Origin of the sequence: Nocardia sp. NPDC005998 (assembly GCF_040614395.1) — a bacterium.
In the GTDB taxonomy this organism is placed as follows: domain Bacteria; phylum Actinomycetota; class Actinomycetes; order Mycobacteriales; family Mycobacteriaceae; genus Nocardia.
On sequence record NZ_JBEXUI010000042.1, the window covers coordinates 1 to 25,068 of the forward strand.

Genomic DNA, 25,068 nt, shown 5'->3' on the forward strand with positions numbered 1-25,068 from the left:
ATTTTCGACGCCGTCTTCGACGTAGCAGCCGCCGTAGAAGACCCCCAAAACCCCGACTACATCCGCCCCGACCTCGATTCCGGCCCCTTGACCCATGCGGCGATGAAGTCCTTGACGAACTTCTCCTTCGCGTCGTCGGTCGCGTAGACCTCCGCGAGTGCGCGCAGCTGCGAATTCGACCCGAAGACCAGGTCGACGCGGCTGCCGGTCCACTTGACCGCACCGGTGGCGCGATCCTTACCCTCGTAGGTCTCGTCGTCGGACGAGGCCGGCTCCCACTTCGTGTTCATGTCCAGCAGGTTCACGAAGAAGTCGTTGGTCAACGCCCCGGGAGTCGAGGTGAACACGCCCAGCGGCGACTGGTTGTGGTTCGCGCCGAGCACGCGCAGACCACCGATGAGGACCGTCAGCTCCGGAGCGCTGAGGGTCAGCAGGTTCGCCCGGTCGATGAGCAGGTATTCGGCCGGGACGCGGCTGCCCTTGCCCAGGTAGTTGCGGAAGCCATCGGCCGTGGGCTCGAGTGCGGAGAAGGACTCCACATCGGTCTGCTCCTGGGTGGCATCGGTACGTCCCGGTGTGAACGCCACCTCGATGTCGTATCCGGCGTTCTTGGCGGCCTGCTCGATGGCCGCGGCGCCGCCGAGCACCACGAGATCGGCGAACGACACCCGGGTGTTGCCGGTCTGTGCGGAGTTGAAGGACTCTTGGATGCCCTCCAGGGTGCGCACCATCTGTGCGAGTTCGTCGGGGTTGTTGGCCTCCCACCCGCTCTGCGGCTGCAGACGGATGCGTCCGCCGTTGGCGCCGCCGCGCTTATCGCTGCCGCGGAACGACGCGGCCGCCGCCCATGTGGTCGAAACGAGTTGGGCGACAGTCAGACCCGAGGCCAGGATCTGGCTCTTCAGCGCGGCGATATCGGCCGCTCCGATGAGGTCGTAGTCAGCGGCGGGGACGGGGTCCTGCCACAGCAGGGTCTGCTCCGGAACCTCCGGTCCGAGGTAACGGACCTTGGGACCCATGTCGCGGTGGGTCAGCTTGTACCACGCCTTGGAGAATTCCTCGGTGAGCTCTTCGGGGTGGTCGAGCCAGCGGCGGGTGATCTGCTCGTAGACGGGATCGACTCGCAGCGAGAGGTCCGTCGTCAGCATCACCGGGGGATGCGACTTCGACGGGTCGTGGGCGTCGGCCACGGTGCCCGCTCCTGCGCCATCCTTGGGGATGTACTGCCAGGCACCGGCGGGGGACTTGGTCTTCTCCCACTCGTAGCCGTACAGGGTCTCGAGGAAGCTGTTGTCCCACTTGGTCGGGGTGGGCGTCCAGGTACCCTCCAGGCCACTGGTGATCGCGTCCTTGCCGACACCGGTGCCGAAGGCGCTCTTCCAGCCGAGGCCCTGCTCTTCGAGCGGCGCGGCCTCGGGCTCGGGGCCGACGAGGTCGGCGTCGCCCGCGCCGTGGGTCTTGCCGAAGGTGTGGCCGCCGACGATGAGTGCCGCGGTCTCGACATCGTTCATGGCCATGCGGCGGAACGTCTCACGGATGTCGATGGCCGCCAGTTGGGGATCCGGATTGCCGTTGGGGCCTTCCGGATTCACGTAGATCAGACCCATCTGGACCGCGGCCAGCGGATTCTCGAGATCCCTTGTGCCGGTGTAGCGTTCGTCGCCGAGCCAGGTGTGCTCGGGACCCCAGTAGACGTCCTCCTCGGGCTCCCACTGGTCGACGCGGCCACCGCCGAAGCCGAAGGTTTCGAAGCCCATGTCCTCCAGGGCCACATTGCCCGCGTAGACGATCAGGTCGGCCCAGGACAACTTCTTGCCGTACTTCTGCTTGACCGGCCACAGCAGGCGACGTGCCTTGTCCAGGCTGGCGTTATCGGGCCAACTGTTCAGCGGCGCGAACCGCTGCATGCCGGCACCGGCACCGCCGCGGCCGTCGTTGATGCGGTAGGTGCCCGCGGCATGCCAGGCCATCCGGATGAACAACGGTCCGTAGTGGCCGTAGTCGGCGGGCCACCAGTCCTGCGAGGTGGTCATCACCTCCACGATGTCGGCCTTCACGGCAGCCAGATCGAGGGTTTTGAATTCCGCGGCGTAGTCGAAGTCCGCGCCCATGGGGTTGGCTACGGCCGGATTCTTCTGCAGGATTTTGAGATTGAGCTGGTTCGGCCACCATTCACGGTTGCTGCTTCCGCCCTCGGCCGGGGACTTGAGCCGACCGGACATAACGGGGCAACCACCGGCGGTGGGTTCCGTATTAGCTTCTCCGATGGGCGGATGTTCCTCAGGCACGGCAATTCCTTTCGGGGGAGTGAGTGAAACGGGCTGTGATCACGGCTGTGATCCGGACAGGGGTGGTGTCTTGGTCTTGCAGTCGGGGCACAGACCCCAGTAGATGACCTCGGCCTCATCGAGAACGAAACCGTTGTCGTGCGAGGCGGTCAGGCACGGCGCCTCGCCGACAGCGCAATCGACATCGGCGATGACGCCGCATGATCGGCAGACGACGTGGTGGTGGTTATCGCCGACCCGTGTCTCGTAACGCGCGACCGACCCCATCGGTTGGATGCGCCGGATCAGCCCCGCGGCGGTGAGTGCGCGCAGTACGTCGTATACGGCCTGATGAGATACCGCGCCGAGGGTGTCGCGCACGCGGCCGAGGATCGAGTCCGTATCGGAGTGCGGATGCTCGTGCACGGCGGTCAGCACGGCCACCCGCGGCGCCGTCACGCGTAGCGCGGCTCCACGCAACATCCGCTCGAATTCCGAAGTCGTGGACACATTCAGAAGTATGACTCATTCAAGTCTCCGTCGGGAGGCTTTCGCAAAACCTCGAGACGATCCCACAACCACCCGCCCCCACCACCCACACCGACTCTGTCGAACCAACAAATCCACCGATCAGCCACCGGGAGATCTGACGATTGCCGTGAGGTAAGCGATTGCAGAACGAAGCCGATCCGGATCATCGCCGAACGCACCGAGACCCGCATTGCATGGTGGGCACAGGAGTCCGCGTACCGCGCCGGTGGTGTGATCGTGGTCGACGGCAAGGGGGACCTTGAACAGTGTTCGACCATCCTTGCAGGGACGGCCGCCAACCTTCGATAGGTCGATGTCGGCTTCCTTGGCACCGCATATGCCGCAGCGGAACTGCTGGTCAGCCCGGAAGCGGTCATATTGTTCCGGTGTGATCCGGTATTTGGCCCACAGATTGGCGCGTCGAATCTCCGCCGGGCCTTGGCGCTCTCGTCGAGCTCGTTGGTAGCAGGTATTGCACAGCGGGGATTTCGGACCTGGCTGAGCCATCTGCTTGCGGGATTTGAGCTGACCGCACCCAATCAGGGGAGAGCAGCGGATCAACTCCGAATCGGGAGTTGGAGTCACAACGCGGAGTCTGTCAGCAGCCACCGACATGGACTTTACTTGACATAGTGTTGATTATCGGCGTTGTAAAGGGGGTGCTGGGAGTGGGGGGCTCTGCTTGTATGTCGTTGGTATGTATCACGTTTCGGGCTTCAGCTCGCCGAGCGCCGGGCCGCCCTGCCGACTGCTGTGTGCGGAAGTGTGCGTTTCATTCGCGCAGTCGGCGTAAGGTTCACGACCTCTCCAATGTAAATATTCCGGCGAAACTCGAATTTTGACGGATAAATATCGAATCAGCTCAATCTTTGATGTATAGGCGCTCTGGCCCTGCTCCCCTGAATCTCCGCACGACCCCCCCAAACGTCACAGTGACGATTTAAGCGGTGTCGAGGGTTGGCTGGATTGCGTCGGAATCGGTTGATTTCTGGTTATCGGGCGGATCTTCGGTATTCGGCGACGCGTCGGTCGATCGGTGCGCCTGTGATGCCGGGAGCCTGCCATTCGACTCCTTCTGGGAATCCCTTCCGGTCGGTACTCTTTATGGGTACAAAAGGTGCTGATCAGCGGTTTTCTGAACATTGGTCCAGTAGTGGTGTGGCCATCGCGCGTCGGCTCGAACACCTGAACTTCGCCGCGGTATCCCCGCAGGTGGGAGTGTCCATTCCGGCCGGACGGCCGCAGTTGTCGGCGTGCGCACGGCATGAGGTCCGCAACCCGGACGACAGGATGACAACGGTGAACGAACAGCTCTGGTAGCTGGAGGTGGATGATGGCGAAGAAATTCGACGGACATATCGCGCTCGATATTCGTGATTCGGTGCCCGACTGGGGGCCTTATGCGGAGCCGACGGCACCGCAGGGTGCGCCGAATGTGCTGTATCTGGTGTGGGACGACATTGGGATCGGTACCTGGGACTGCTATGGCGGTCTGGTCGATATGCCGAATATGAAGCGCATCGCCGATCTTGGTGTCCGGTTCACCCAGTTCCACACCACCGCGCTGTGTTCACCGAGTCGTGCCTCCCTGCTGACCGGTCGGAATGCTACCTCGGTCGGTATGGCGACCATCGAGGAATTCACCGATGGCTTCCCAGGCATGTGTGGTCGCATACCGGCTGAAACCGCGCTGTGCTCAGAGGTTCTCGCCGAACGCGGGTGGAATACGTACGCGGTCGGCAAGTGGCATATGACTCCGCTGGAGGAGGAGAATCTGGCGGCCTCGAAGCGGCATTGGCCGCTGGGACGTGGGTTCGATCGGTTCTATGGTTTCCTCGGCGGCGAGGCCGACCAGTGGTATCCGAATCTGGTGTACGACAACCATCCGATCTCGCAGCCGTACGCACCGGAGGACGGATATCACCTGTCGAAGGATCTGGCCGACAAGTCGATCGAGTTCATTCGCGACGCAAGGGTGATCGCCCCCAACAAGCCCTGGTTCATGTACCTGTGCCCGGGGTGCGGGCATGCGCCGCACCACGTCGCTCAGGAATGGGCCGATAAGTACCGCGGCCGGTTCGACATGGGCTATGAGAAGTATCGCGAGATCGTCCTGGAGAACCAGAAGCGCATGGGTCTGGTACCGGAGAACACCGAATTGTCGCCGATGAACCCGTATTCGACGGCCACCAGCGCGGATGGCAAGCCGTGGCCGGCGCAGGACACGGTGCGCGCGTGGGATTCGCTGTCGGAGGATGAGAAGCGGCTGTTCCGGCGGCAGGCGGAGGTGTTCGCCGGATTCCTGTCCTACACCGATGCGCAGATCGGTCGATTGCTGGATTACCTCGAGGAAAGCGGCCAGCTGGACAACACCATCATCGTCACCTTCTCCGACAACGGCGCCAGCGGCGAGGGCGGTCCGAATGGTTCGGTGAACGAGATGAAGTTCTTCAACGGCTACATCGACACTATCGAGGACAGTTTGGTGAAGCTCGACGCGCTGGGTTCACCGACCACCTACAACCACTACAGCATCGGCTGGGCGATGGCCTTCAACACCCCGTACAAGCTGTACAAGCGGTATGCCTCGCACGAAGGTGGCATCGCCGACCCGTGCATCATGTGCTGGCCCGCCGGGATGGCGGCGCGCGGGGAGGTGCGCAACCAGTACCTCAATGTCTGCGATATCACCCCCACCGTCTATGAACTGCTCGGCATCACTCCCCCGGACACCGTGAAGCATGTGGCGCAGCGTCCCTTGGAGGGCGTGAGTTTCCGGGCGCTGCTCGATGACGCGAATGCCGATGTCGGCAAGCACACGCAGTTCTATTCGATGCTGGGCACGCGTGGCATCTGGCATCGCGGATGGTTCGCCGACACCGTTCACGCGGCCTGTCCGTCCGGCTGGGGACATTTCGACAAGGACCGCTGGGAACTGTTCCATATCGAGCAGGACCGCAGTCAGATGCACGACCTGGCCGACGCTCATCCGGAGAAGCTGGAGGAGATGAAGGCGCTGTGGTTCTCCGAGGCCGCGAAGTACAACGGAATGCCGCTCAACGACCTCGACATCATCTCCGCCTTGACCCGCTACCGTCCGACCTACGCCACCGATAGGGACAATTTCGTCTACTATCCGGGCAGCGCCGAGGTGGGACCGGGTGCGGCGCTGGAGATCCATGGGCGCTCGTTCGCGCTGCTCGCCGAGACGACGATCACCAGTCCCGATGCGCAGGGAGTGCTCTTCGCCCATGGCGGGCGTCTCGGTGGGCACACGCTGTTCCTGCAGGACGGGCGCTTGTACTACATCTACAACTTCCTCGGCGACGAAGAGCAGATCATCGTCTCCGACCGTCCGGTACCGCTCGGCGATCACATCCTTGGGGTTCGGTACGAACGGCACGGCACCCGGTCCGATAACTTCACGCCCACCGGTGAGGCCATCTTGTACATCGACGACAGCGCGGTGGGCTCACTCGATGACATGCGCACCCAGCCCATCACCTTCTCCGGTGTGGGGGAAGGAGTCTGTGTCGGTCGAGACAGCGGTCAGTCGGTTTCCGCGCGCTACCACTCGCCGTTCCCGTTCACCGGCGGAACCATGCATCAGGTGGTCGCGGATGTGTCCGGAAAGCCGTATGAGGATCTGGAAATGGCTGCGGCCGCAGCATTTTCGCGCGACTGAGGCGAGGTGTCCATGGCTACTGGGAGCCGCGCGGATGTGCGGCGTGGCATGGTCCGGATATCGGGTGGCGACTTCGAGATGGGGTCGGCGGAGTTCTTCCCCGAGGAGCGTCCGGTGCATCGGGTGTGGGTCGATTCGTTCTGGATCGATCCGCATCCGGTGACCAATGCTGCGTTCCGGCGCTTCGTGAAGCAGACCGGATATGTCACGGTCGCTGAATGTCCGCTGGCGGCCGAGGATTATCCGGATGCGGAGCCGCAGAATCTGGTACCCGGTGGGCTGGTGTTCCGGCCCACCGGGCATCCGGTGCCGTTGGACGATTGGCGGCGCTGGTGGTGGTATGCGCCGGGGGCGAATTGGCGTCACCCGCGCGGGCCCGTCGGGACGTTGGATGGACTCGATCGCCATCCGGTCACCCAGATCGCATACGAGGATGCCGAGGCCTACGCGTCGTGGGCGGGCAAACAACTACCGACCGAGGCCGAGTGGGAGTATGCCGCCCGGGGCGGGCTGGACGGGGCCACCTTTGCCTGGGGTGACGAGTTCGAACCCACGGGCAGGCGCATGGCCAATATCTGGGTGGGCGCCTTCCCATGGCAGTTCTTTCCCGGCCGAGGACAGACACCGAGACCGGGCACCACGGTGGTCGGCACCTACTCCCCCAATGGTCACGGTCTCTATGACATGACCGGCAACGTGTGGGAGTGGACCGTGGACTACTTCCGCGCACAGCACCCGGGCCCATCCTGCTGTGCGCCGCGCAATCCGCGCGTGGACACGCCTGAATCCGAAGCGGCCCAACGCTTTCCGCGGCGCGTCATCAAGGGTGGCTCCTTTCTGTGTGCGGCCAACTACTGTCTGCGCTACCGGCCCGCCGCCCGGCAAGGCCAGGCCGAGGACACCGCCACCTGCCATCTCGGGTTCCGCTGCGTGGTGCGCGACGGGGATTCGTGAGAAGCCGGTGCTTGCGCGCTGGCGGGAGCTGCTCGCGCCGCGGCGACTCCGAGCTGGGCCTCAGCGTCGAAGGTGAGCCCTGAGGCGGCCGATCGGGGGCTCAGATCTTGTAGATGAATTGGGCGGCGTGTTCCATGACGCACCGGTTGGAGAACTCGATGGTGCAGGCCACCGGCTTGCTGACCCGCATGCCGATCGCAGCGAATGTCACCGGCTGAAACGAAGTCGATACCGGTCTGTGGGGTGAGCATCACCGAATGCGCCAGCCGGGCAAGCAGTTCCGCGACGGGTCGGGGATCGTATCGGTCGATGGCGCCGCGTTCCTGTGCGGCACTTGGACGATGGAGCAAATGCGCTGGGAGACCATTTCCGTGCCGCGCACGGTGTAGAAGCCGAGGCCCCGCTGGGTAGCGGTCGGGTCGGAATTGGTTCTCTTACGCGAGCCGGTAGCGAGGCCAGTGATCGGCAATTGGCTCTGTTTCGAGAGGCCAGTTCTCGGCATGCTGGGCTGATGTTGGTTCGGCGGTTGGTGGCGCTCTATGTCGGGTTGTGGCTGTACGGGTTTTCGATGGCGGTGATGATTCGGGCTGGGCTCGGGTTGGATCCCTGGGATGTGTTCCACCAGGGGGTGGCCGGGCATGTGCCGATCAGTTTCGGTGCGGTGACCGCGGTCACCGGAGTCGCGGTGCTGTTGGCGTGGATTCCATTGCGGCAGTGGCCCGGTCTGGGGACGGTGAGCAATGTCGTGGTCATCGGGGTATCGGTCGATATCGGGTTGTGGATGCTGCCGGTGTGGGATGTGCTGCCGGTGCGGATCGGCGCTATGGGTGCCGCGGTGGTTTTGAATGCGGTGGCTACGGTGCTCTACATCGGTGCGGGCATGGGGCCGGGACCGCGTGATGGACTGATGACCGGACTGGTTCGACGGACGGGATGGTCGGTTCGGTTGGTGCGGACCGGGATCGAGGTGTCGGTGTTGGCGACCGGCTGGCTATTGGGTGGCAGTGTCGGTGTGGGGACCGTGGTGTACGCGTTCGGGATCGGGCCGTTGATCCAGGTGTTGATACCGTTCGTCGATCGGTATCTTCCGGGATTCCATGCCGATCGAAAGGTTGAGCCGGATGTCGTCCCGGTCGCGTCGTGACCGCGGTCTTTCGGGCCCTTTGTGATCGCCGCGCAGGAATCCGAGGTCCTGCCCTGCCGTGATGCCGAAGTCCGTCTGATGCGCGGGACGGCTATGGCCGAAAATGTCGATTTTGTGGCCGCGGCGCTCTCTCGGCAACTGTGTCGGCGTTCATACAGTTATCGACATGACTAGCACTCCGTCTGTGCTCATCGTCGGCGCCGGCTTCGGCGGTCTCGCGGCCGCGCTCGAGCTCGAGCGCCACGGTTACGACGCGTACACCATCATCGATAAGGCCGACGGACTCGGCGGAGTCTGGCGGGACAATACCTATCCGGGCGCGGCCTGTGACGCACCGTCGGACCTGTATTCGTTCTCCTTCGCCCCGAATGCGCACTGGCCCAAGCGGTTCGCCGAACAACCCGACATCCTTGCGTATATGCGTGATGTCGCGCGGCGCTACGACCTGGACAAGCACATGCGTTTCGGTGTGGAGGTAGCCTCGGCCGACTTCGACGCCGATCGTGGCGTGTGGCAGGTGCGCACGACCGACGGTGAGGTGCTCGAGGCGGATGTGTTCGTGCCCGCGGTCGGTCAGTTGTCGCGTCCGGTGTGGCCGAGCATTTCGGGCATGGATTCCTTCGGTGGGGATGCGTTCCATTCCGCGCGGTGGGATCACGATGTCGAGCTGACCGGCAAGCGGGTCGCGATCATCGGCACCGGTGCCAGCGCCATTCAGATCATTCCGGCGATTCAGCCCATGGTCGGCCAGTTGACGGTATTCCAGCGGTCGGCGCCGTGGATCATCCCGAAGATCGAAAGCTATTACGCGCCACCGAAGCTCAATGCACTGGACAAACTGTCGATCGGCAAGAAGTTCCCGGTGATCCAGCGCGCCGAGCGGTTGGGCTGGTATGCGTTCTACGAGCTGGTGACCTCCGGGTTGGAAGGCAACGGACGCATCGCGGAGGTGATCTCCGGATGGGCGAACCGGCATCGCGCGGCGCAGATCTCCGATCCCGAACTGCTGGCCAAGATGACACCGGATTATGCGGCCGGGTGCAAACGCGGACTGATGGCGAGCAACTACTACCCGGCGGTGGCGCAGCCGAATGTGCACGTGGAGACCTCGCGCATCGCCGAGATCACCGCGACCGGTGTGCGCACCGAGGACGGCGCGCTCTACGAGGTCGATGTCATCGTCTACTGCACCGGCTTCAATGCCACGCAGTTCTTGGCGCCCATGGCGATTCGCGGAATCGGCGGCAAGGAGCTGAGCGAGGTGTGGTCGGGTGGTGCGCGCGCCTACCAGGGACTGACCGTGCCGGATTTCCCGAATATGTTCATCATGTACGGGCCGAATACCAATCTCGGTGCGGGTTCGATCATCTATATGCACGAGCGGCAGGCGCGTTACGTGCGCCAGGCGGTCGAGCATCTGCGTGGTGTGCGCGGTTATCTGTCGGTGCGGCCGGAGGTGGAGGCCCGCTTCGACGAGGAGATCCAGGGGCGGCTCGAACATACGGTGTGGACCAAGTGCACCAGCTGGTATCGCGAGGCGAGTGGACGGGTGACGACGAACTGGCCGGGCCGGATGAGCGAGTACGACAAGCGGACCCATTTCGATGCCCGTGACTACGAGCTGGTGCGCACCGGAGGGTAAGGCACCGGTGTGGCGCGGCTGCCGCATGGCCAGTGGTCACCTCGCAGCTGGTCAGGCCGGTCTGCTCGGACAATTTCGGCACCGGGACCAGCCCGGCTACCGACGTGAGGTTGTCGTCGTCGAACCTCGCCGAGTGCCCGGCGGACCTGTGCAACAATCGCACCGAAAGTGTCCGCCTGTCCTGGTCTTGATTCTTGCGTGAGCAATCATCCCAGTTCAGAAGGCACTTTCTCGTTTTCAGGACATCTCGACAGCCAGATTACCTGCACGGATCGAGGCTAAGGAGACGTAAGCATGCCCGCTTTGGCCGACCTTGCCGTGGGGATTGCGCCCATCGCCGGTGGAGTGGCTCTCGGTGCAGCGGCGGGATATCTGAGGGGCCCGGATATCCGCAAGGCGATCAAGCAGGATATGGAACTGTTGGACCACCTACCTCCGGAGCAGGTGCAGCGGCGAGCCGAACTGCAACAGAGCATTGATAGTCGCATCGACGACCTGGTTGCGACCGTCAACCGATACCGGCCGCTGCGCAGAGCGGCCGGCTCCTATCGCGGCAGCTTGCGCGACATCCTGCTGTTCATCTGCGCGATTCTGTTTACGGGGGTGTGGTGGAGCGTCGATCATCATAAGGACAGCTGGCTACCGATGTTCGTTGTGCTGATTGTGATTTCGGTATGGGCGGCCGGCTATGCGTTCAGCGGTCTGCGCAGATCCCGACTCAGTTTCCGGCAGGGCAAGGACTGATCCACCGCACCGTGCCAGCCGGTCGCTGGGGTTCGCACGGCCGGTTTCCCGGCTGGACCTGTCGCCCGGGCGACGCTGGTCACGGTCGGGGGGTGTGCGGCCCCGCCGCGGTGGCTGCGTAGTCGGCGAGGTCGTCGGCCATGCGCTGCATCACCCGGGGAAGGACGAAGGGCATGGTCCAGCCGATCCCGGGTCGCATACGCCAGGTGCCGCGCCAGATGATGGTCGTTCCGTCCGTGGGAGTCGGTTCCAGTTCGACGACGGCGCGGTAGTCCTTCATGGCGAAGTTGAAGGCGTCCTCGTACGCGAGGAGCCGATCCTGCGCGAGTTCTGTCAGTCGCTCACCGGTGACGACCCGGCCGGTGCGGAACGCTCGAACCGCGCCGATGCCGTCGTGGCCGCGTGAATCGAGGCCGCTGGAGCGTTCCTCGACCAGTTCGTCCAGCCCGGAGGACCACCGGGGCCAGCTGCGGCCATCGATCAGCAAACCCCACACCGCGCTGACGGGAGCCGAGGTTGTGGAACGTACTCGGTAATGCGGCACGTCGTATCCTTCCTGCGTATTCGGTCGACGCGATCTGCACAGTGAGACCGAGATGCGTCGGGGGACAAGATGTTTCCTAGTCTTCGGCGGCTTCGGCCGGACGCTCTGGGCGCCGAGCCGACTGGGCCTCGGGGAACGGCTACCGCTGCGGCGGAGGCGAATTCGATCACTGAGGCCCAGTCCGATTCAACACCGAGCGAGCCAGCGGTCATCCGTCGAGGAAGTGCTCGAGTTCCGCCGTGACGAACTGGGGATTCTCCTCGACGAGCCAGTGCCCCGCGTGCGGGACGTCCACGGCTCGCACGATGTTGGTCAGGCGTGGAGAGACAGTGCCTCGGATCGCGTCGAGTTGCCCTTGGGCGCTCATGACCAGGGTCGGGACAGGTGTCGGTGCTGCGGCTATGGTGTCGCGGACGTCGGTGTCCAGAGCGCGGTAGAGCTCGAAGCCGCCCGCCAGGACCTCGGGCCGGCTGTAAGTACGTGCGAATTCGTCGATGTCGGTGTCGGTGAACGGGGACCGATCCGAGGTGCCACCGAATGCCGTGCCGCCGAAGGAAACCTGAGGATAGAACATGCCCAGGTACTCGCGGACATGGTCACCGACGACCGCTTCGGGGACCCGCCGCTGGGAATGGAAGGCGATATGCCAACTCAGCGAGCGGTAGGTACGTGCATCGATCGCCGGCCCGGGCAGCGGCAGGTCGAGGTAGCCCAGACGCGCGGTATCGGCAGGGAACTGGGCGGCATACTCGAACGCGACCGCGGCGCCGAAGTCATGCCCGACGACCCGCGCGTCCCGCACCCCGAGCCGGTCAGCGATCAGGGCATGCACGTACCGCGCCAGGGTGGCCTTGTCATAGCCGGTCGGTGAACCGGTGCTGTCGCCCAGCCCAGGCAGGTCGACGGCATAAACGGTGTGATGTTCGGCGAGCGCGGGCATGATCGGCCACCAGCCGTACCAGGTCTGGGGCCAACCGTGGATCAGCACCACCGGTGTGCCGTTACCGCCGGTCACATAGTGCATACGGACACCATCGACGTCGGCGAACTCGTGCCGGAAAGCGTTCTCGAACTGGGGATCCCCGTGCGTGGCGGCGGCGTAAGGGGCGACGGCGGGGGTTGTCGTGGAGCAGGCCGCGGTCCCCATCGTGAGCAGGAGGACGAACGCGACGGCCGCCAGCGCACCGGCAGATCGGAGGAAGCGGCGCGACGACAGCCGGGCTGCGATGATCATGAATTCCTTTCCGGGGGAAGGCGGATGGGCTCAGCGTCCGGCCGTGCCGTCGATGAGTTCGCGCAGGATGTCGGCGTGACCGGCGTGGCGGCCGGTCTCTTCGATCATGTGGGTGAGCGCCCAGCGGACGCTGGGAGCGGGACGGCCCGGTCGCGGCAGTGGCACGGGTGCGCCGAGATCGGTACAGCCGTCGAGCATTTCGTTGGCACGCTCGACCGCGTCGCGGTAGCGGGCGACGACATCGGCGACACTGTCAGATGGTGCGGCCTGGAACGTCGCCTGCCAGTCGGTGACGTTGTCCCCGAGGAACATCGAGCGTTCGACGTGAGTCAGGTGCTCGAGCAGGCCGAGCAGATTGGTGCCCGACGGTACTGCGGAAGTTCGTGCTTGCGGTTCGGGGGCACCCTCGACCTTCGCCGCGATCGAGGTACGGAGATAGTCGAGGAATCCGCGCAGGGTCCCGGTCTCGTCGTTTCCGGTCCGCGGCGGCGGGGTGTCGCGGCGGCGGATGCGGCCCGGCGTGCTGGGCATGGTGGTCTCCCTTGTCGCGAGCGTCAGGCGGTACGGCGGATGAGTAGGACATGGTCGGTGACCTCGGCGGTGCGCCCGCCCGGCCCGGTCGCGATCCGATGGGGTGCGTCGGCGCGCTCGACCGTCCATGTCACCGGATTCAGGTTCATACCCGCGGCGACCTCGCTCGGGGTCGGGTACCGAGGGTCGGGGTCCTGGTTCCACGACCATGGCGCGGTTGAACCGTGGTCGACGACCAGCAGCCGCCCGCCCGGGCGCAGCGCGTGTGCGGCGCGGCGCAGCACGGATTCCCGGTCCAGGTCGAAGGGGGTGTGCAGATAGTGGGCGCAGATCAGGTCGAATCGGCCCGGCGGGAAGGACTGTCGCAAGTCGTGCCGCTCAGCGACAACCCGGTCGCCCAGACCGTGGGAGCGGGCGAGGCCGGCGAGCCGCTCGACCGCCACGACGGAGATATCGACGGCGGTGACCTGCCATCCCCGACGGGCGAGCCACAGCGCGTCCCCGCCGTCGCCGCACCCGAGATCCAGTGCGTCGCCGGGCGGCAGGATCGAAACTATTTCGGCGAGAAGAACATTCGGCTGCGGGTCGATGACCCGGGGGCGGTCCGCGTAGACGCCGTCCCAGAATCTGACCGCATCGGTGGTGCTCATCGAGACTCCTTGTGTCGGAATGCGCTCAGTCTGGCCAGGCGCACCGCGAGCTGGCACGCTATCTTGCTGTTTCAGCAAGATGGGCTCGTGGACGGTGATACCGACGAGGTACTCGATGCGGTGGAGCCGCGGCTGCGCCGTGACCGCGGCATCACCTGCGCCAACCGCGCGGCGGCGACCAGTGTGTCGGAGAGCACCCCTGTTCCGGGTGGAGAGGATTGCGCCGCAGGCGGGCGATCCGGCTGGTTGTGGGTGGATCTGGCCTGGCGGTTGATCGAGAGCCTTGATTCACCGGAGTTTCGATTTCCGTTCACTTTCGCGCACACCACGGTGCGCTGAAATGGTCACGATCGGTACGGTCGGAGTCGACCGCCGCCCCCGTGATCGCTTGCCGCGATCCGGATCGACCAGGAGGTTCCATGTCCGCCTCGGCTCGCCGCTGTCTCGGCCGACGACGTCGCGGTGCCGCCGCGTTCGCCGCGCTGCTGGCGCTCGCTGCCACATCATGTTCCAGCTCGTCGGACAAGGTGTCCTCGCCCGACACCGACACCGCGACGCCGATCAAGCATGTGGTGGTGATCTTCCAGGAGAACGTCTCCTTCGATCACTACTTCGGCACCTACCCGAACGCGGCGAACACCGACGGTTCGAAGTTCACCGCCTCGCCGGATACCCCGAAGGTGGACGGGCTCACCCCGGATCTGTTGTCGCATAATCCGAACAAGTTCCAGCCGACCCGGCTCGGTGGCCCGAACCAGCAGGTGACCTGCGATCAGGACCATGAGTACAAGGACGAGCAGGCTGCATTCGACGGCGGCAAGATGGACCAGTTCGTCGAGCACACCGAGGTTGCCGCCTGCAAGCCGCCGACCTTCGGCGCGCCCGGCCTGGTGATGGACTACTACGACGGCAATTCGGTGACGGCACTGTGGAACTACGCCCAGCACTTCTCGATGAGCGACAACTCCTACAACACCACCTTCGGCCCGTCGACGCCCGGCGCGATCAACCTGGTGTCCGGCCAGACCCACGGTGTGACAAAGGAATTCATGCCGGACGGTAAGCCGTTCCCGGAGCACTACGTGGTCGAGAACGCCGGCAACAACCAGGGCACCGTCATCGACGACCCGCAGCCGTTCGGCGACGACTGCTCGACCCGCGATCAGATCCAGCTCAGCGGCACCAACATCGGTGACCTGCTCAACAAGAAGAACATCAGCTGGGGCTTCTTCCAGGGTGGGTTCAAACCGACCGAGACCAAGGACGGCAAGGCTGTCTGCGGCGCCACCCACAACGTCGGCGTCGCACTCGGCGGCACCGGTAAGACCGGTGACAAGGCGTTCGACACCAAAGCCGACTACATCCCGCACCACGAGCCGTTCCAGTACTACCCGTCGACGGCGAACCCGCATCACCTGCCGCCGAGTTCGGTGGACAAGATCGGCCAGACCGATCAGGCCAATCACCAGTACGACCTGTCGGACTTCTGGGCCGCCGCCGACGCTGGCCACCTGCCGGCAGTGAGCTACCTGAAGGCGCCGGGCTACCAGGACGGTCATGCCGCGTACTCGGATCCGCTGGACGAGCAGCAGTTCCTCGTGGAAAGCATCAACCACCTGCAGAAGCTGCCGGACTGGAAGGACACCGCCGTCGTCATCGCCTACGACGACTCCGACGGCTGGTACGACCACAAGTCCGCGCCGATCGCTATGTCCTCCGGTTCTGCGGAAGACACGCTCACCGGGGCCGGCGCCTGCGGTGACCCGACCGGCAAACCCGCCAAGTACCGGGGCCGCTGCGGCTACGGTCCGCGGCTGCCGCTGCTGGCGATCTCGCCCTACGCCAAGGCGAACTTCGTCGATCACACCCTGACCGACCAGACCTCGATCCTGCGGTTCATCGAGGACAACTGGAAGACCGGGCGGATCGGCGACGACTCCTACGACGAGCGCGCCGGAGTGCTCGATGCGATGTTCGACTTCAAGGCGACAGCACGGCCGACGCTGGCACTCGACCCGAAGTCCGGAAACGCGAACTGAATCCGATAGCACCGGTCGCCCGGTCCCGTCTCCGAAAAGGGATGTCGGGCCGGGCGGCTCGTGGGCGCGGTTACTGCCTCGCGGCAAGAAGGCGGGCCGTCCCCGTGCTTGACCAAGCGGCGGCTCATCGATGGGATCCGGTGGTGGATGCGGCTCGGTTGCCCGCGGCGTGATGTGCCATCACACTGAACTCGCCGTCGGCTACCTGGCCGCAATCCGTATCGCCGCGATCAACCAATGGCTTCGATACGGGTGAGGACGGGCGCATCCAGCCTGCCAGCAGTTTCGGGCAACCCATCTCATCGTCGGAGAGGGCGAGGTCGCCCAAGTCCGTTGGAACCGTACGCTTCTGGCGCGGCCGGCACCCCGGCACACGATCACCCCTGCGTCGACGGGGCGACATTGAGCCGTGCGGCATGTCCGTTCGGACGTGCGCAGCGAGTGCCTACGTTCTGCGACGGCACCCGGCAGAACGGCCCGGCTGTCCTGATGCTGGGCCGTGGACCAACCAGAATCGATCTAGACGATATTCATCGGCGGGGACGGTGAGAAAGTGACCGGAAGTGCCGTCATAGCGCGGTGGAACGGGCCCGGCCGCCAGACCAGGTCGTCCACACGGCCGATCAGTTCGATGTCGGGGAGGGCATCGAACAGCAGATCAATGGCGAACTGGACGGTAAGGTAGGCAACGTCTTTGGCGGGGCAGGCGTGTGGCCCAGCGCTCCAGGCCAGATGTGAGCGATTGCCGAGACTGCTCTCCTCCGCGTCGTTGTTCCTGCGGATCTTGGGATCGTTATTGCAGGCGGTAAGACTGATGACGACCGGCTGGTCCGCGGGCAACCAGATATCGTCGACCATGACCGGCTGCCGCGGGTACGTCGTGCAGAAGTTCGCCATGGGCGGGTCGTTGAACAGAATCTCGTCGAGGGCGTTGATCGTCGACAGGTTCCTACCGAGCACATTGCCGAATGCGAATCGGTCGTCGGTGATCATCAGCAGAAGTGCATTCGTGATCAGATTGCGCTGTGCTTCGAAACCGGCACCATAGAAGGACATCAGCTGGGCGAATATCTCGTCGTCGTTGAGCCCGGCGGCATGGTTCGTCATCCGCGAGGTGACGTCATCGCCGGGCTGTTCGCGCTTGAGTCGAATCAGCTCCATCAGTGCCTGTTTGAGCATCATCATGCCTTCGCGGCTCTTGACCGTGTCGAATCTCGCGGCCATTCCGGCCGCGACCCGCTGCCCGATGTCGGCCGGGCAGCCGACCAGCTGGTTCAGTACCTCCAGGACAAGCGGAAAGGCATACTGTCTCACCAGGTCAGCGTTGCCTGCCCGACAGAAGGTGTTGATCACCGGGACAGCGGCCTTCTCGACAAGGGAAGGCAAAGTGTCCGTGGCGATCCCGTCGATGCCCGCAACGGATGCATCCCTGAAGCGTTTGTGTTCAAAGCCGTCGCTGTTGCGCGCCGCGGGCAGCCACGCCATCATCGGCCGGACCGGGCAGTCATCAGGAATGGTCTTCTGCCATGTTCGCGGATCAGCCGGAAAGTGGTCGGGGTCGTTGAGGATTCTGACCGCGGTGGAGTGGCCGATCACAAGGGTCGCTTTTACACCGGGTGCCAAAAGGACCGGAACAATCGTTCCGTATTTGCTGCGCATCTCGTCGTAGGTGTGATGTGGGTCAGCGACGAAATCCGGCGTGTACAACGGTACTCGGACGTCGGTGTCGCCCAGCGAATCGTGCTGGACGGGGCAGACTCCGGGCGCAGTGATGGTGTCGGGCGCGGACGTTGGGGACTGTGGTGTGGTCAAAGACATGACTCCAGACGAGAACAGCGATTGGACAAGCAAGACTTCATCATTGAGCGCGTATACGTCCCTCGATCATGTGCCTCGAACGAGGGCGGCGGTGTGTCGGGTCGTTGAGCGTTCGCACAGACAGCCTTCCAGACCTGTGCTGAACCCGGCGACTCGCCCACGCTAGCAACATAGCAACGAGAGGCCAGTAGTGCTGACGAACGTTGTAGCGTCAATCTCGTTCGGGTCACCCCTGCGCGATCGTCTATTGGACTGCCGGCGTCCTGGGCGGCGGTGGGTGGGTAGAGTGTCGAACCGGTTGCGGTGCTGTCGGATTCGGCGATCGGCCCGTGGGGGCAGCGAGATCGGCATCGACCAGTCCGATGTGTCGGCACATGGATATGACTGCGCACCAACATGATCCGCAGAAGCTGGGTGGCCTGTTTCGGTGGCGAAGGAAGCCGCATTGTGCAGCTGGTCCAGTTGGGGCAGCGCACTGCGGCGTGATCGGTCAGATCGCCATCGGACCTGCGATTACCACGAGATCGCGCTGCTGGCACCACTTTTCGACGGCCGCCACCTGTGCCGCCGATGCACTCCGCCGCATTGGCGCGTCCGAGCCCTTATTGACCCGCAAGGGGCCTCAACGACTCCGACGGGTCGCTGAACCGGATCGCCTCGACGCCGGTGGCCCAGAGGCGCAGGGGTGGAGTTGCCGCAATGGGCACAAGGTATTTCGATGCTTCGCGGTGTGGCGGGCTAGGTGGCCTCACCGCTGCGCTCGCGTTCGTCCCTGCGCTCGATCGCTGTCTCACAATGATCTCGCCGCCCAGTCAACGCGTCGGTTTCCTTGCGCTGCTCGCCATTCGGCCCGAAGACCATTCCGTCCTTCCATGCGCTGCGTTCGAACATCCGCTGTAGTGGGGTCGCGACGAAGGTGGTCACCAGCGTCATGAGGGCAAGGATCGTGTAGAGCTCGGCGGTGATCAGCCCGGACGAGAGTCCGATGTTCAACAGCACCAGTTCCATCAACCCGCGGGCATTGGCGAGGGCACCCATCGCGCCCGCTTCCCGCCAACCCATCCCCTGCGCCCGGGCGACCAAGCCGATGGCGCCGAACTTGCTGGCGAACGACACCACCAACACCAGCGCGGTGACCGCGAGCACCGCCGGGTCGAAGACCAGGCTCAGCTTGGTGTTGAGTCCGGTGTAGATGAAATACGCAGGCAGTAGCAGATAGCTGATCAGTGGTTCGAGTCGTTCGCGGATGCGGTCGATCAGCTCCCCGCGCGGCATGCACAGTCCGGCGACGAATGCGCCGAGTACCGAGTGGATACCGACATAATCGGTGAAACTCGCGGCCAACAGCACCACCACCAGCACCACTACCAGCGGCCCGACCGGCAGACCACCCGCGCGTTCGTTATCCCCCGCGCGTGGAGTCCAGGTATTGAGACGAGCCAGTAGCCGGCGCCCGATCAGGCTCATGAACAGCACATACGCCGCTCCGCCACCGGCCGCGAGGAACGCACCACCCAGGCTGTCCTTCGCGGTGGCGACCACCACAGCGAGCAGGATCCACGCGCACGCGTCATCGACAGCCGCGCACGCCAGCGACATCGTGCCCAACCGCGTCTTCAACAACCCCGAGTCGTAGATGATCCAAGCCAGGATCGGGAACGCGGTCACCGCGACCGCGGCCGCAAGAAACAGTGCGCCTTGCCAATTCGCTATCTTGTCGGTGAAATACCGCCCCTGCCCGACCAGCCACCAGCCGACCCCGGCGCCGAGGACCATCGGCACGGCGACACCGACCGCTGAGGTGGCACCGGCTTGGCGCAGATGCGAGCCGAGGATATCGAGTTTGAACGAGGACCCGACCATGAACATGTAGAAGATCAGTCCGAGTTGTCCGACCACATAGATTGCGGTCAGATTCGGATGCATGATGCTGGCGTCACCGACTTTCAGTTGAGTCGGGAACAACCAGTGTTGCGCCTGCGGCCACACCCAGCCGAGAACCGAAGGCCCCAACAGGAATCCGGCGACCATGATGACCACCACCTGCACCTGCCCCAACCGCCGCAAAAGTGGCCACAGCAGCCGATAGGTCACCAGGATGACCGCGAGTTGCAGGAACAGATGTGTGGTGATTTCCAGCAGCGACGGCATCGCAGCTCCCTACGTCAACGTGACCGGAATGGATGAAACGGCTTGCGGCCCACTACAAGTGCGGTGAACCGCGGAATCGTTGATCTGCCGCCCACCCGGCCGAGCGCGGTCGGAGATCATTGGCCGGATAGCGGGCTGCGGTCTGCTGGGATGACATCGGGGTTGAAGGCCTCGCGGACATAGCAGACCGGCCGGTCTTCGAGCCACATGACGTAGGCCCGCATCGCGCACGGTCGACCATCCGGCCAACTCATGAGTCCTGCCCGCAGCATACGGCGCCGCTGGGATACACCACGAGAGATCAGCCCCGATCCGATTGGAACGTGCAGATCGTCGATTCCGGACGCGGCCGCGAGTTCCCGCACAGCGACGACGTCATTGACCGATGCGGTCACCATGTCAGCAGTGATCAAACAGGATCGGCGCACGAGAACACGATCGATGCCGGACACCTCCAATGGCACGGTGACCGTGGCCGGTATCTGCCTGGCCTCGACATCGCCTTGGCGCAACACCTGGACGTGGAGCTGCGCGCCGACGATCGCCTCGAGAGCCGGCATGGTGAAACCTGTACTGCCCAGCAGCATCCGGGTGACCGGGTGACCGAATCGCCCGATCGCATCTGAGACCATCCGGACATCCGAGCTACCGGGCGCGGAATCGCCCGGTAGCTCGGGGCCGGAGTGCATGACCGTCACAGCCAGCTCCGCACAACAGTTCTCACGAGAATCTGTAGGGCCGCTGCCTAATGCACCGGCTCGCTGGCGGGCTTCGGCGGGCGGACCGGCCGCGTCCACCGCTGGACTTCTTCAGTGGTGAGCGGCTGTTTGGTCAGTCCCAGAGGCGCGTCAGTGACGCGCAATTCACCGTCGGCCATTCCGGAGAACGGGCGACGCCAGACATCCCAGACAGGCGACATATCCAGACCAGTGCTGTGCTTGCTGTCGCCGCCCATGTAGTTGAGGTTCGCTGATTCGTCGTACAGCGTGCCGACCTCGGACATGATGGTGTCGGATCCGGTGAGCTGCTGTTCGCCCGATGATTCGCGCATGTCGGTCAGCCCGGACATGATCTTGGTGAACGACGTCTCCGGTGTGTCGCCTGCTTGCGCCTCGGTGAGTTTGCTGGCGTGTCCGAAGTACTCGTCGGCACCGATGTATTGTTCATACATTCGCGAGACCAACACGAAGAATCGCGTATACGCCCGTCGGATGGTGTGCTGGTAGAAGCCGAGGGCTTCGTCCTCCTCCAGATCGCCTCGCAGAATGCTCGCGATCGACGCCGCAGCGATCAGCCCGCCGTAGGTACCTAGGTGTACACCGGTGGATAGCAGCGGATCCAGGAATGCTGCCGCGTCACCGACGACCGCCCACCCCGGGCCGCAGAACCTGTCCGAAGTGTAGGAGTAGTCGGTCTCGGCCTTTACCTCCGCGACCCTGGTTGCACCGGCGAGCATTTCACCCATGGGTGCGCTGTCGCCGATGGTGTCGAGGTAGTACTGCTCGAGTCCACGCTCCCGAATCTTGTCCGTGGCCTTTCGGGTGGCGACGACATAGCCGACGCTGTTGCGGCCGCCTGCCAGCGGAATGTGCCAGAACCAACCGCCTTCGGGGGTGGAGACCACATTGATCGCGCCCTCTGGACTATCCGGATGAAGGGTTGAACCCTCCCAGTACGACCAGACGGCGATATTGCGGAATCCCGGAAGTTGTTCGCGCTGAAGCAGTCCCTTCTTGGCCAGCACACCGGCACGGCCCGACGCGTCGACAAGGAAGTCGAACTCGGTTGTGTGAATCGTGTCGTCACCGTGGACGGTCCATTCGACGGCCGTCGGACGGTCACCGTCCATGATCACATTCGTGACGGTGGCTCGCTCGATCACCTCCGCGCCCTGTTCGCGGGCGTTTTTCAACAGGATGTGGTCGAAGTCGGCGCGATCGACCTGCCACGACCACGCGTCCTCGTCGACCAATCGGGACCAGTCCAGCAGCCAGTGGTCGCTCTGCCACTGGAAATAGCCGCCCCGCTTCACCTGGAAGCCGTGTTCGGCAACCGCGTCGTAGGCGCCGGACACGCGCAACGTCGACAAACACGACGCCAGCAGTGACTCCCCGATGTGATAGCGCGGATGCTCGTCGTGTTCCAGGACTGTTACTCGGAAACCTCCTGCCCGAGCCAGCGTGGCTGCGGTGGTGGAACCGGCTGGGCCGCCACCGATGACCAGAACGTGCGGAATGTTCATGCGAACTCCCTGGATCTGCCGACAAGGATCGTGCGTCGACACCTGCGACCGAACCAACTCCCGGTTGTCCACGGCCGCAGACACGCCCGAGCTAAGCATTGCCATTGGTTAGCCACAGTAACGACGCACGTCACTGATTGTAGCAAGCAATGACGAGTTCTCAACTAGGAGAACGCAATTCGGCACGCAGCTGATCGCGAATTCGCGGTGACTGAGGAGTCGCTGAAATCCCCGAACGAGACTTTCACGCTGAACCGTCGTCACTCGACGTGACGGGCGACGCGCCGAACAAGATGGCGAAGTCGGCGCAGAAACCGATGCGGGGGAAGGGTATTCAGCCAGCTAGGCGGTGTTGCAGCTGGGGATGGAATGGCTCGGCCAGGTGGTGATCATCGATGTCGTAGGTCATCACCTCACTCTCCCTACGGTATTCAGACTACGGCCGACCCGCGCGGCACACGGCTCGTTCCATCCAGAATCGTTCGGGTGGTGAACTTCATCTCAGAATTCGGCAGCTCTGGGTGAGGACCCTTCGCGCGCGGATAGCCATGCGGCAGAGCCCGTTACCGGGCGGTCGTCCAGCTACGCGAGGGTCACCGCTTGCGCCTGCCTCGGATCGTCCAGCGCGACAGCTGGATCGACCGGCTGCACCCGCGGCTCGAACCGAGCGGATGCCAATCCTGTTGTCCGACAGCGCAGCAGAGGATGTGCGCGATCGCGCCGCCCGGGCTCGCTGGCGTACACCGCCAGCGCCCGGACCGCGCGATCCGTGCTCAGCCGAAGCCCTAGCCGTGCGTTTCGTCGGTGACCGCTACCGCGACCATGTTCGCGGCCGCCAGTGCCGCTTCCTCGGCACTGCATCGGCCGAGCCCGCACGCGGTGCCGACTCCGTAGGCGGTTCGGCCGGAGGCCTGTTCGAAATGCGTCAGCGCGCGGGCGCTGTCCTCGGCGGAGTCCGGCGAAACGACACCGGCGATCAGCCGCCAGCCCGGATCGAGCCTGCGCAACGGCGCATAGAATTCGGGATCCTGCGGTGCCGGCTCGGCCCCGTAGGCACATGGAATATGCACTGGAGGCAGCGGAACGTCGCGCCTGTTCAGCTGTCGCGCAGTCTTATTGAGCAGGTTCACCGCTGGGGCCAGATCGCGCGGTGACAGCAAGCTTTTGTGGTTGTAGTCGCCGTAACACAGGTGCACCACAATGTCGGCAGCGATCTCATGCATCTGCCCGATCACGCCCGCGAGCTGCCGCGCGACCAGCGGGGCGATCGCCCACTGCGAGTGCAACTGCTGGGCTTTCACCATGCTCAGCAGCGCTAGAGGGGATTCGAGTTGGAACACGACACGGTCGCCGTGCTGTGCGATGACCGTGCTCATCTCCTCGAGCACCGCGTCAGCGAACACCGGCAGATGTCGAAGCGCCGCGACCAACAGACTCGAGCGGCGCAGTGCTCTCCCGACGGGAAAGCCGTTCGAAACCGCCGCACCTGCGAATACGAACATGGCCAGATCCAGCGGATTGGGTTGGCTGATCTGTACTTTCGTGGCACCGAGCTCCCCGCGGTCGCCCTGCATCGCGTTGAATGCGTCGACGACCTCACCGATCCGGTCGATCCGATCCATGCTGACGTGCTGCCGCTGCAGCGTATGTCCCGAGCGCAGACCGTAGGACGGGAAGTCGCTGTAGTCGGCGTACTCCCCCTCCCGCCTGACCTCGAACACATCCTGGTCCTTGCGGGTCCGCAGGTAGTCCATGATCCAGTCCGGATCCAGATCTCGGGGGACCGCGGTCACCGAGTGCCCCTTGCTGTGGTCGAGGACCCACTCCATGACAACGCGATCACTCGTCACCAACTCCGCGGGCAGCGTTCCGACGTAGTGCAATTTTCTAGCCATACCGAGCTCCCCTACATCCCACACATGTACAAAGGTTGATCGATCCCATTGTGTCCCACTGGTATCGACCCATGTCGCCATGAGCGATTACCTCAGCAGCGCATCCAGCAAACGTCAGCCGCCGCTGCCACGGATCCCACGGCCATCGCAGGCCGATCCGGGTGGTGAGAGCGGCTCGGTTGCGTTCTCGCTATCGGCGGCATCGAACCCCGCAAGAGCAGCCTCGACCTCCTGGAGGCGTTCGCGCTGCTGGCTCGCGATCATCCCGAACTGCGGCTCGTCATCGCTGGCGGTGAAACACTGTTCGACCACCGCGACTATCGGGCCCGGTGCGACATCCGCGCGACGGAACTCGACGTCGATGTCACCGTCCTCGGGACTGTCCTGCATGCCGAACTGCCCTCGCTCATCGCGAACGTGACGGTTCCCGCACCACCGCCACTCGAAAACCGTAGAAGGTTTCTGGTGCCCTGACACGGCTCCGATCAAGACACCGGCGAAGGTGAAGGCCGCCGTGTACAACGACCGACGTCAACACTCCCCCGTATCGACACGGCGTCAGGTGATGCCGTTCTGTATCCGATGCGGCGGCTAGGGCGATTGGACGGTGATGCGGTAGCCGAGGCGGACCTGGCGGGCGGGGTGGGCGGCGGCGGTCAGATGCAGCCAGCGGTGCAAGGCGTGGCGAGGATCGGGGACGTAGGCCGCGTGTGCGTGGGCGACGCCGAAGGGGAAGTCTCCGGATACGGAGGCAGCGGTCGCGGTCATCAGATGCATCTCCGCCCAGAGTTGGGGTTCGGGCGCGTCCTCGGGCAGGGGGTGGGTGTTCGGAAGGAAGAAGCCGAACCGCTCGGCGGGTGCGCCGGAGGTGTGGATGAGCGTCCCGGTCTCGAATAATCGCACGGTTCCGGTATGCACCACGCATTGCGGCGTCAGGTGCAGGGGTGGGGCAGGCTGCAGCTCGAGCTGAAAAACCATGCGCCGACTCTACGGTGTC

At 64.2% G+C, this 25,068-nt stretch carries 22 protein-coding genes and 1 pseudogene; 10 read left to right on the plus strand and 13 right to left on the minus strand.

Annotated features, from left to right (window positions below; all coding sequences use genetic code 11):
• Window positions 1-56 precede the first annotated feature (56 nt).
• The 3 genes from katG to ABZ293_RS35275 form a co-directional block, all read right to left on the minus strand.
• Complete coding sequence (katG, locus tag ABZ293_RS35265; RefSeq protein WP_355187913.1) at window positions 57-2,288, minus strand: catalase/peroxidase HPI; 2,232 nt, start codon at window positions 2,286-2,288, stop codon at window positions 57-59.
• Between the two features lie 39 nt (window positions 2,289-2,327).
• Window positions 2,328-2,777, minus strand: a complete 450-nt coding sequence (locus tag ABZ293_RS35270; protein WP_354957851.1) for a Fur family transcriptional regulator — start codon at window positions 2,775-2,777, stop codon at window positions 2,328-2,330.
• 120 nt (window positions 2,778-2,897) lie between these two features.
• On the minus strand, window positions 2,898-3,413 hold the full coding sequence (locus ABZ293_RS35275; protein WP_355187915.1) for an endonuclease VII domain-containing protein: 516 nt from the start codon (window positions 3,411-3,413) through the stop codon (window positions 2,898-2,900).
• A gap of 543 nt (window positions 3,414-3,956) precedes the next feature.
• Here ABZ293_RS35275 and ABZ293_RS35280 point away from each other — a divergent pair.
• The 7 genes from ABZ293_RS35280 to ABZ293_RS35310 all read left to right on the plus strand — a co-directional run bounded on the left by ABZ293_RS35280 (window position 3,957) and on the right by ABZ293_RS35310 (window position 10,967).
• The gene (locus ABZ293_RS35280) at window positions 3,957-4,118 is read left to right on the plus strand and encodes a hypothetical protein (protein ID WP_355187917.1); all 162 of its coding nucleotides are present in this window, start codon (window positions 3,957-3,959) and stop codon (window positions 4,116-4,118) included.
• 13 nt (window positions 4,119-4,131) lie between these two features.
• Entirely contained in the window at window positions 4,132-6,483 is a 2,352-nt protein-coding gene (locus tag ABZ293_RS35285) for an arylsulfatase (protein ID WP_355187919.1), read from the plus strand.
• 12 nt (window positions 6,484-6,495) lie between these two features.
• Window positions 6,496-7,437 (plus strand): formylglycine-generating enzyme family protein, encoded by a 942-nt coding sequence (locus tag ABZ293_RS35290; protein ID WP_355187921.1) that lies wholly within the window; start codon window positions 6,496-6,498, stop codon window positions 7,435-7,437.
• A gap of 257 nt (window positions 7,438-7,694) precedes the next feature.
• Window positions 7,695-7,826 (plus strand): hypothetical protein, encoded by a 132-nt coding sequence (locus ABZ293_RS35295; RefSeq protein WP_355187923.1) that lies wholly within the window; start codon window positions 7,695-7,697, stop codon window positions 7,824-7,826.
• A 122-nt stretch (window positions 7,827-7,948) separates the two neighbouring features.
• A complete protein-coding gene (locus tag ABZ293_RS35300) occupies window positions 7,949-8,581 on the plus strand; it encodes a hypothetical protein (RefSeq protein WP_354955290.1) in 633 nt (210 codons plus the stop codon).
• A 166-nt stretch (window positions 8,582-8,747) separates the two neighbouring features.
• The gene (locus tag ABZ293_RS35305) at window positions 8,748-10,223 is read left to right on the plus strand and encodes an NAD(P)/FAD-dependent oxidoreductase (protein ID WP_355187925.1); all 1,476 of its coding nucleotides are present in this window, start codon (window positions 8,748-8,750) and stop codon (window positions 10,221-10,223) included.
• A gap of 294 nt (window positions 10,224-10,517) precedes the next feature.
• Complete coding sequence (locus ABZ293_RS35310; RefSeq protein WP_355187927.1) at window positions 10,518-10,967, plus strand: hypothetical protein; 450 nt, start codon at window positions 10,518-10,520, stop codon at window positions 10,965-10,967.
• A gap of 79 nt (window positions 10,968-11,046) precedes the next feature.
• On the opposite strand, the gene ABZ293_RS35315 is transcribed toward ABZ293_RS35310, so the two are convergent.
• From ABZ293_RS35315 to ABZ293_RS35330, 4 genes are all read right to left on the minus strand, one after another.
• Window positions 11,047-11,511 (minus strand): SRPBCC family protein, encoded by a 465-nt coding sequence (locus ABZ293_RS35315; RefSeq protein WP_355187929.1) that lies wholly within the window; start codon window positions 11,509-11,511, stop codon window positions 11,047-11,049.
• 208 nt (window positions 11,512-11,719) lie between these two features.
• Window positions 11,720-12,745, minus strand: coding sequence for an alpha/beta hydrolase (locus ABZ293_RS35320; RefSeq protein ID WP_355187931.1), 1,026 nt, complete (start codon window positions 12,743-12,745; stop codon window positions 11,720-11,722).
• A 30-nt stretch (window positions 12,746-12,775) separates the two neighbouring features.
• Window positions 12,776-13,276, minus strand: a complete 501-nt coding sequence (locus ABZ293_RS35325; RefSeq protein WP_355187933.1) for a DinB family protein — start codon at window positions 13,274-13,276, stop codon at window positions 12,776-12,778.
• A 23-nt stretch (window positions 13,277-13,299) separates the two neighbouring features.
• Window positions 13,300-13,926 carry a class I SAM-dependent methyltransferase gene (locus ABZ293_RS35330; protein ID WP_355187935.1) on the minus strand — a complete coding sequence of 209 codons (627 nt, stop codon included), beginning with the start codon at window positions 13,924-13,926 and terminating at the stop codon, window positions 13,300-13,302.
• A gap of 87 nt (window positions 13,927-14,013) precedes the next feature.
• Between ABZ293_RS35330 and ABZ293_RS35335 the strand changes: the two genes are divergently transcribed.
• The gene (locus ABZ293_RS35335; RefSeq protein WP_355187937.1) at window positions 14,014-14,265 is read left to right on the plus strand and encodes a hypothetical protein; all 252 of its coding nucleotides are present in this window, start codon (window positions 14,014-14,016) and stop codon (window positions 14,263-14,265) included.
• Between the two features lie 80 nt (window positions 14,266-14,345).
• Window positions 14,346-15,965 (plus strand): alkaline phosphatase family protein, encoded by a 1,620-nt coding sequence (locus ABZ293_RS35340; RefSeq protein ID WP_355187939.1) that lies wholly within the window; start codon window positions 14,346-14,348, stop codon window positions 15,963-15,965.
• A gap of 519 nt (window positions 15,966-16,484) precedes the next feature.
• On the opposite strand, the gene ABZ293_RS35345 is transcribed toward ABZ293_RS35340, so the two are convergent.
• The 5 genes from ABZ293_RS35345 to ABZ293_RS35365 form a co-directional block, all read right to left on the minus strand.
• On the minus strand, window positions 16,485-17,672 hold the full coding sequence (locus tag ABZ293_RS35345) for a cytochrome P450 (RefSeq protein ID WP_355187940.1): 1,188 nt from the start codon (window positions 17,670-17,672) through the stop codon (window positions 16,485-16,487).
• A gap of 849 nt (window positions 17,673-18,521) precedes the next feature.
• Entirely contained in the window at window positions 18,522-19,934 is a 1,413-nt protein-coding gene (locus ABZ293_RS35350; protein ID WP_355187942.1) for a cation:proton antiporter, read from the minus strand.
• Window positions 19,935-20,050: 116 nt separating this feature from the next.
• Window positions 20,051-20,632: a hypothetical protein gene (locus ABZ293_RS35355; RefSeq protein WP_355187943.1), complete on the minus strand. Its 582-nt coding sequence runs from the start codon at window positions 20,630-20,632 to the stop codon at window positions 20,051-20,053.
• Window positions 20,633-20,679: 47 nt separating this feature from the next.
• A complete protein-coding gene (locus ABZ293_RS35360) occupies window positions 20,680-22,176 on the minus strand; it encodes an NAD(P)/FAD-dependent oxidoreductase (protein ID WP_355187945.1) in 1,497 nt (498 codons plus the stop codon).
• 785 nt (window positions 22,177-22,961) lie between these two features.
• Entirely contained in the window at window positions 22,962-24,071 is a 1,110-nt protein-coding gene (locus ABZ293_RS35365) for a hypothetical protein (protein ID WP_355187947.1), read from the minus strand.
• A gap of 174 nt (window positions 24,072-24,245) precedes the next feature.
• Between ABZ293_RS35365 and ABZ293_RS35370 the strand changes: the two are divergent.
• Window positions 24,246-24,485: pseudogene (locus ABZ293_RS35370) on the plus strand (glycosyltransferase); the annotation flags it as partial.
• Between the two features lie 177 nt (window positions 24,486-24,662).
• On the opposite strand, the gene ABZ293_RS35375 reads toward ABZ293_RS35370, so the two are convergent.
• Window positions 24,663-25,049: a hypothetical protein gene (locus ABZ293_RS35375; RefSeq protein ID WP_355187949.1), complete on the minus strand. Its 387-nt coding sequence runs from the start codon at window positions 25,047-25,049 to the stop codon at window positions 24,663-24,665.
• Window positions 25,050-25,068 lie beyond the last annotated feature (19 nt).

What these genes read in the sequence shown, in the direction of transcription:
- ABZ293_RS35320 (WP_355187931.1), bottom strand. Translation starts at nt 12,745, where the DNA reads ATGATCATCGCAGCCCGGCTGTCGTCGCGCCGCTTCCTCCGATCTGCC.
- ABZ293_RS35365 (WP_355187947.1), bottom strand. Translation starts at nt 24,071, where the DNA reads ATGGCTAGAAAATTGCACTACGTCGGAACGCTGCCCGCGGAGTTGGTG.
- ABZ293_RS35340 (WP_355187939.1), top strand. Translation starts at nt 14,346, where the DNA reads ATGTCCGCCTCGGCTCGCCGCTGTCTCGGCCGACGACGTCGCGGTGCC.
- ABZ293_RS35325 (WP_355187933.1), bottom strand. Translation starts at nt 13,276, where the DNA reads ATGCCCAGCACGCCGGGCCGCATCCGCCGCCGCGACACCCCGCCGCCG.
- ABZ293_RS35275 (WP_355187915.1), bottom strand. Translation starts at nt 3,413, where the DNA reads ATGTCGGTGGCTGCTGACAGACTCCGCGTTGTGACTCCAACTCCCGAT.
- ABZ293_RS35290 (WP_355187921.1), top strand. Translation starts at nt 6,496, where the DNA reads ATGGCTACTGGGAGCCGCGCGGATGTGCGGCGTGGCATGGTCCGGATA.
- ABZ293_RS35350 (WP_355187942.1), bottom strand. Translation starts at nt 19,934, where the DNA reads ATGCCGTCGCTGCTGGAAATCACCACACATCTGTTCCTGCAACTCGCG.
- ABZ293_RS35375 (WP_355187949.1), bottom strand. Translation starts at nt 25,049, where the DNA reads ATGGTTTTTCAGCTCGAGCTGCAGCCTGCCCCACCCCTGCACCTGACG.
- ABZ293_RS35300 (WP_354955290.1), top strand. Translation starts at nt 7,949, where the DNA reads ATGTTGGTTCGGCGGTTGGTGGCGCTCTATGTCGGGTTGTGGCTGTAC.
- ABZ293_RS35285 (WP_355187919.1), top strand. Translation starts at nt 4,132, where the DNA reads ATGGCGAAGAAATTCGACGGACATATCGCGCTCGATATTCGTGATTCG.
- ABZ293_RS35295 (WP_355187923.1), top strand. Translation starts at nt 7,695, where the DNA reads ATGCGCCAGCCGGGCAAGCAGTTCCGCGACGGGTCGGGGATCGTATCG.
- ABZ293_RS35360 (WP_355187945.1), bottom strand. Translation starts at nt 22,176, where the DNA reads ATGAACATTCCGCACGTTCTGGTCATCGGTGGCGGCCCAGCCGGTTCC.
- ABZ293_RS35330 (WP_355187935.1), bottom strand. Translation starts at nt 13,926, where the DNA reads ATGAGCACCACCGATGCGGTCAGATTCTGGGACGGCGTCTACGCGGAC.
- ABZ293_RS35305 (WP_355187925.1), top strand. Translation starts at nt 8,748, where the DNA reads ATGACTAGCACTCCGTCTGTGCTCATCGTCGGCGCCGGCTTCGGCGGT.
- ABZ293_RS35310 (WP_355187927.1), top strand. Translation starts at nt 10,518, where the DNA reads ATGCCCGCTTTGGCCGACCTTGCCGTGGGGATTGCGCCCATCGCCGGT.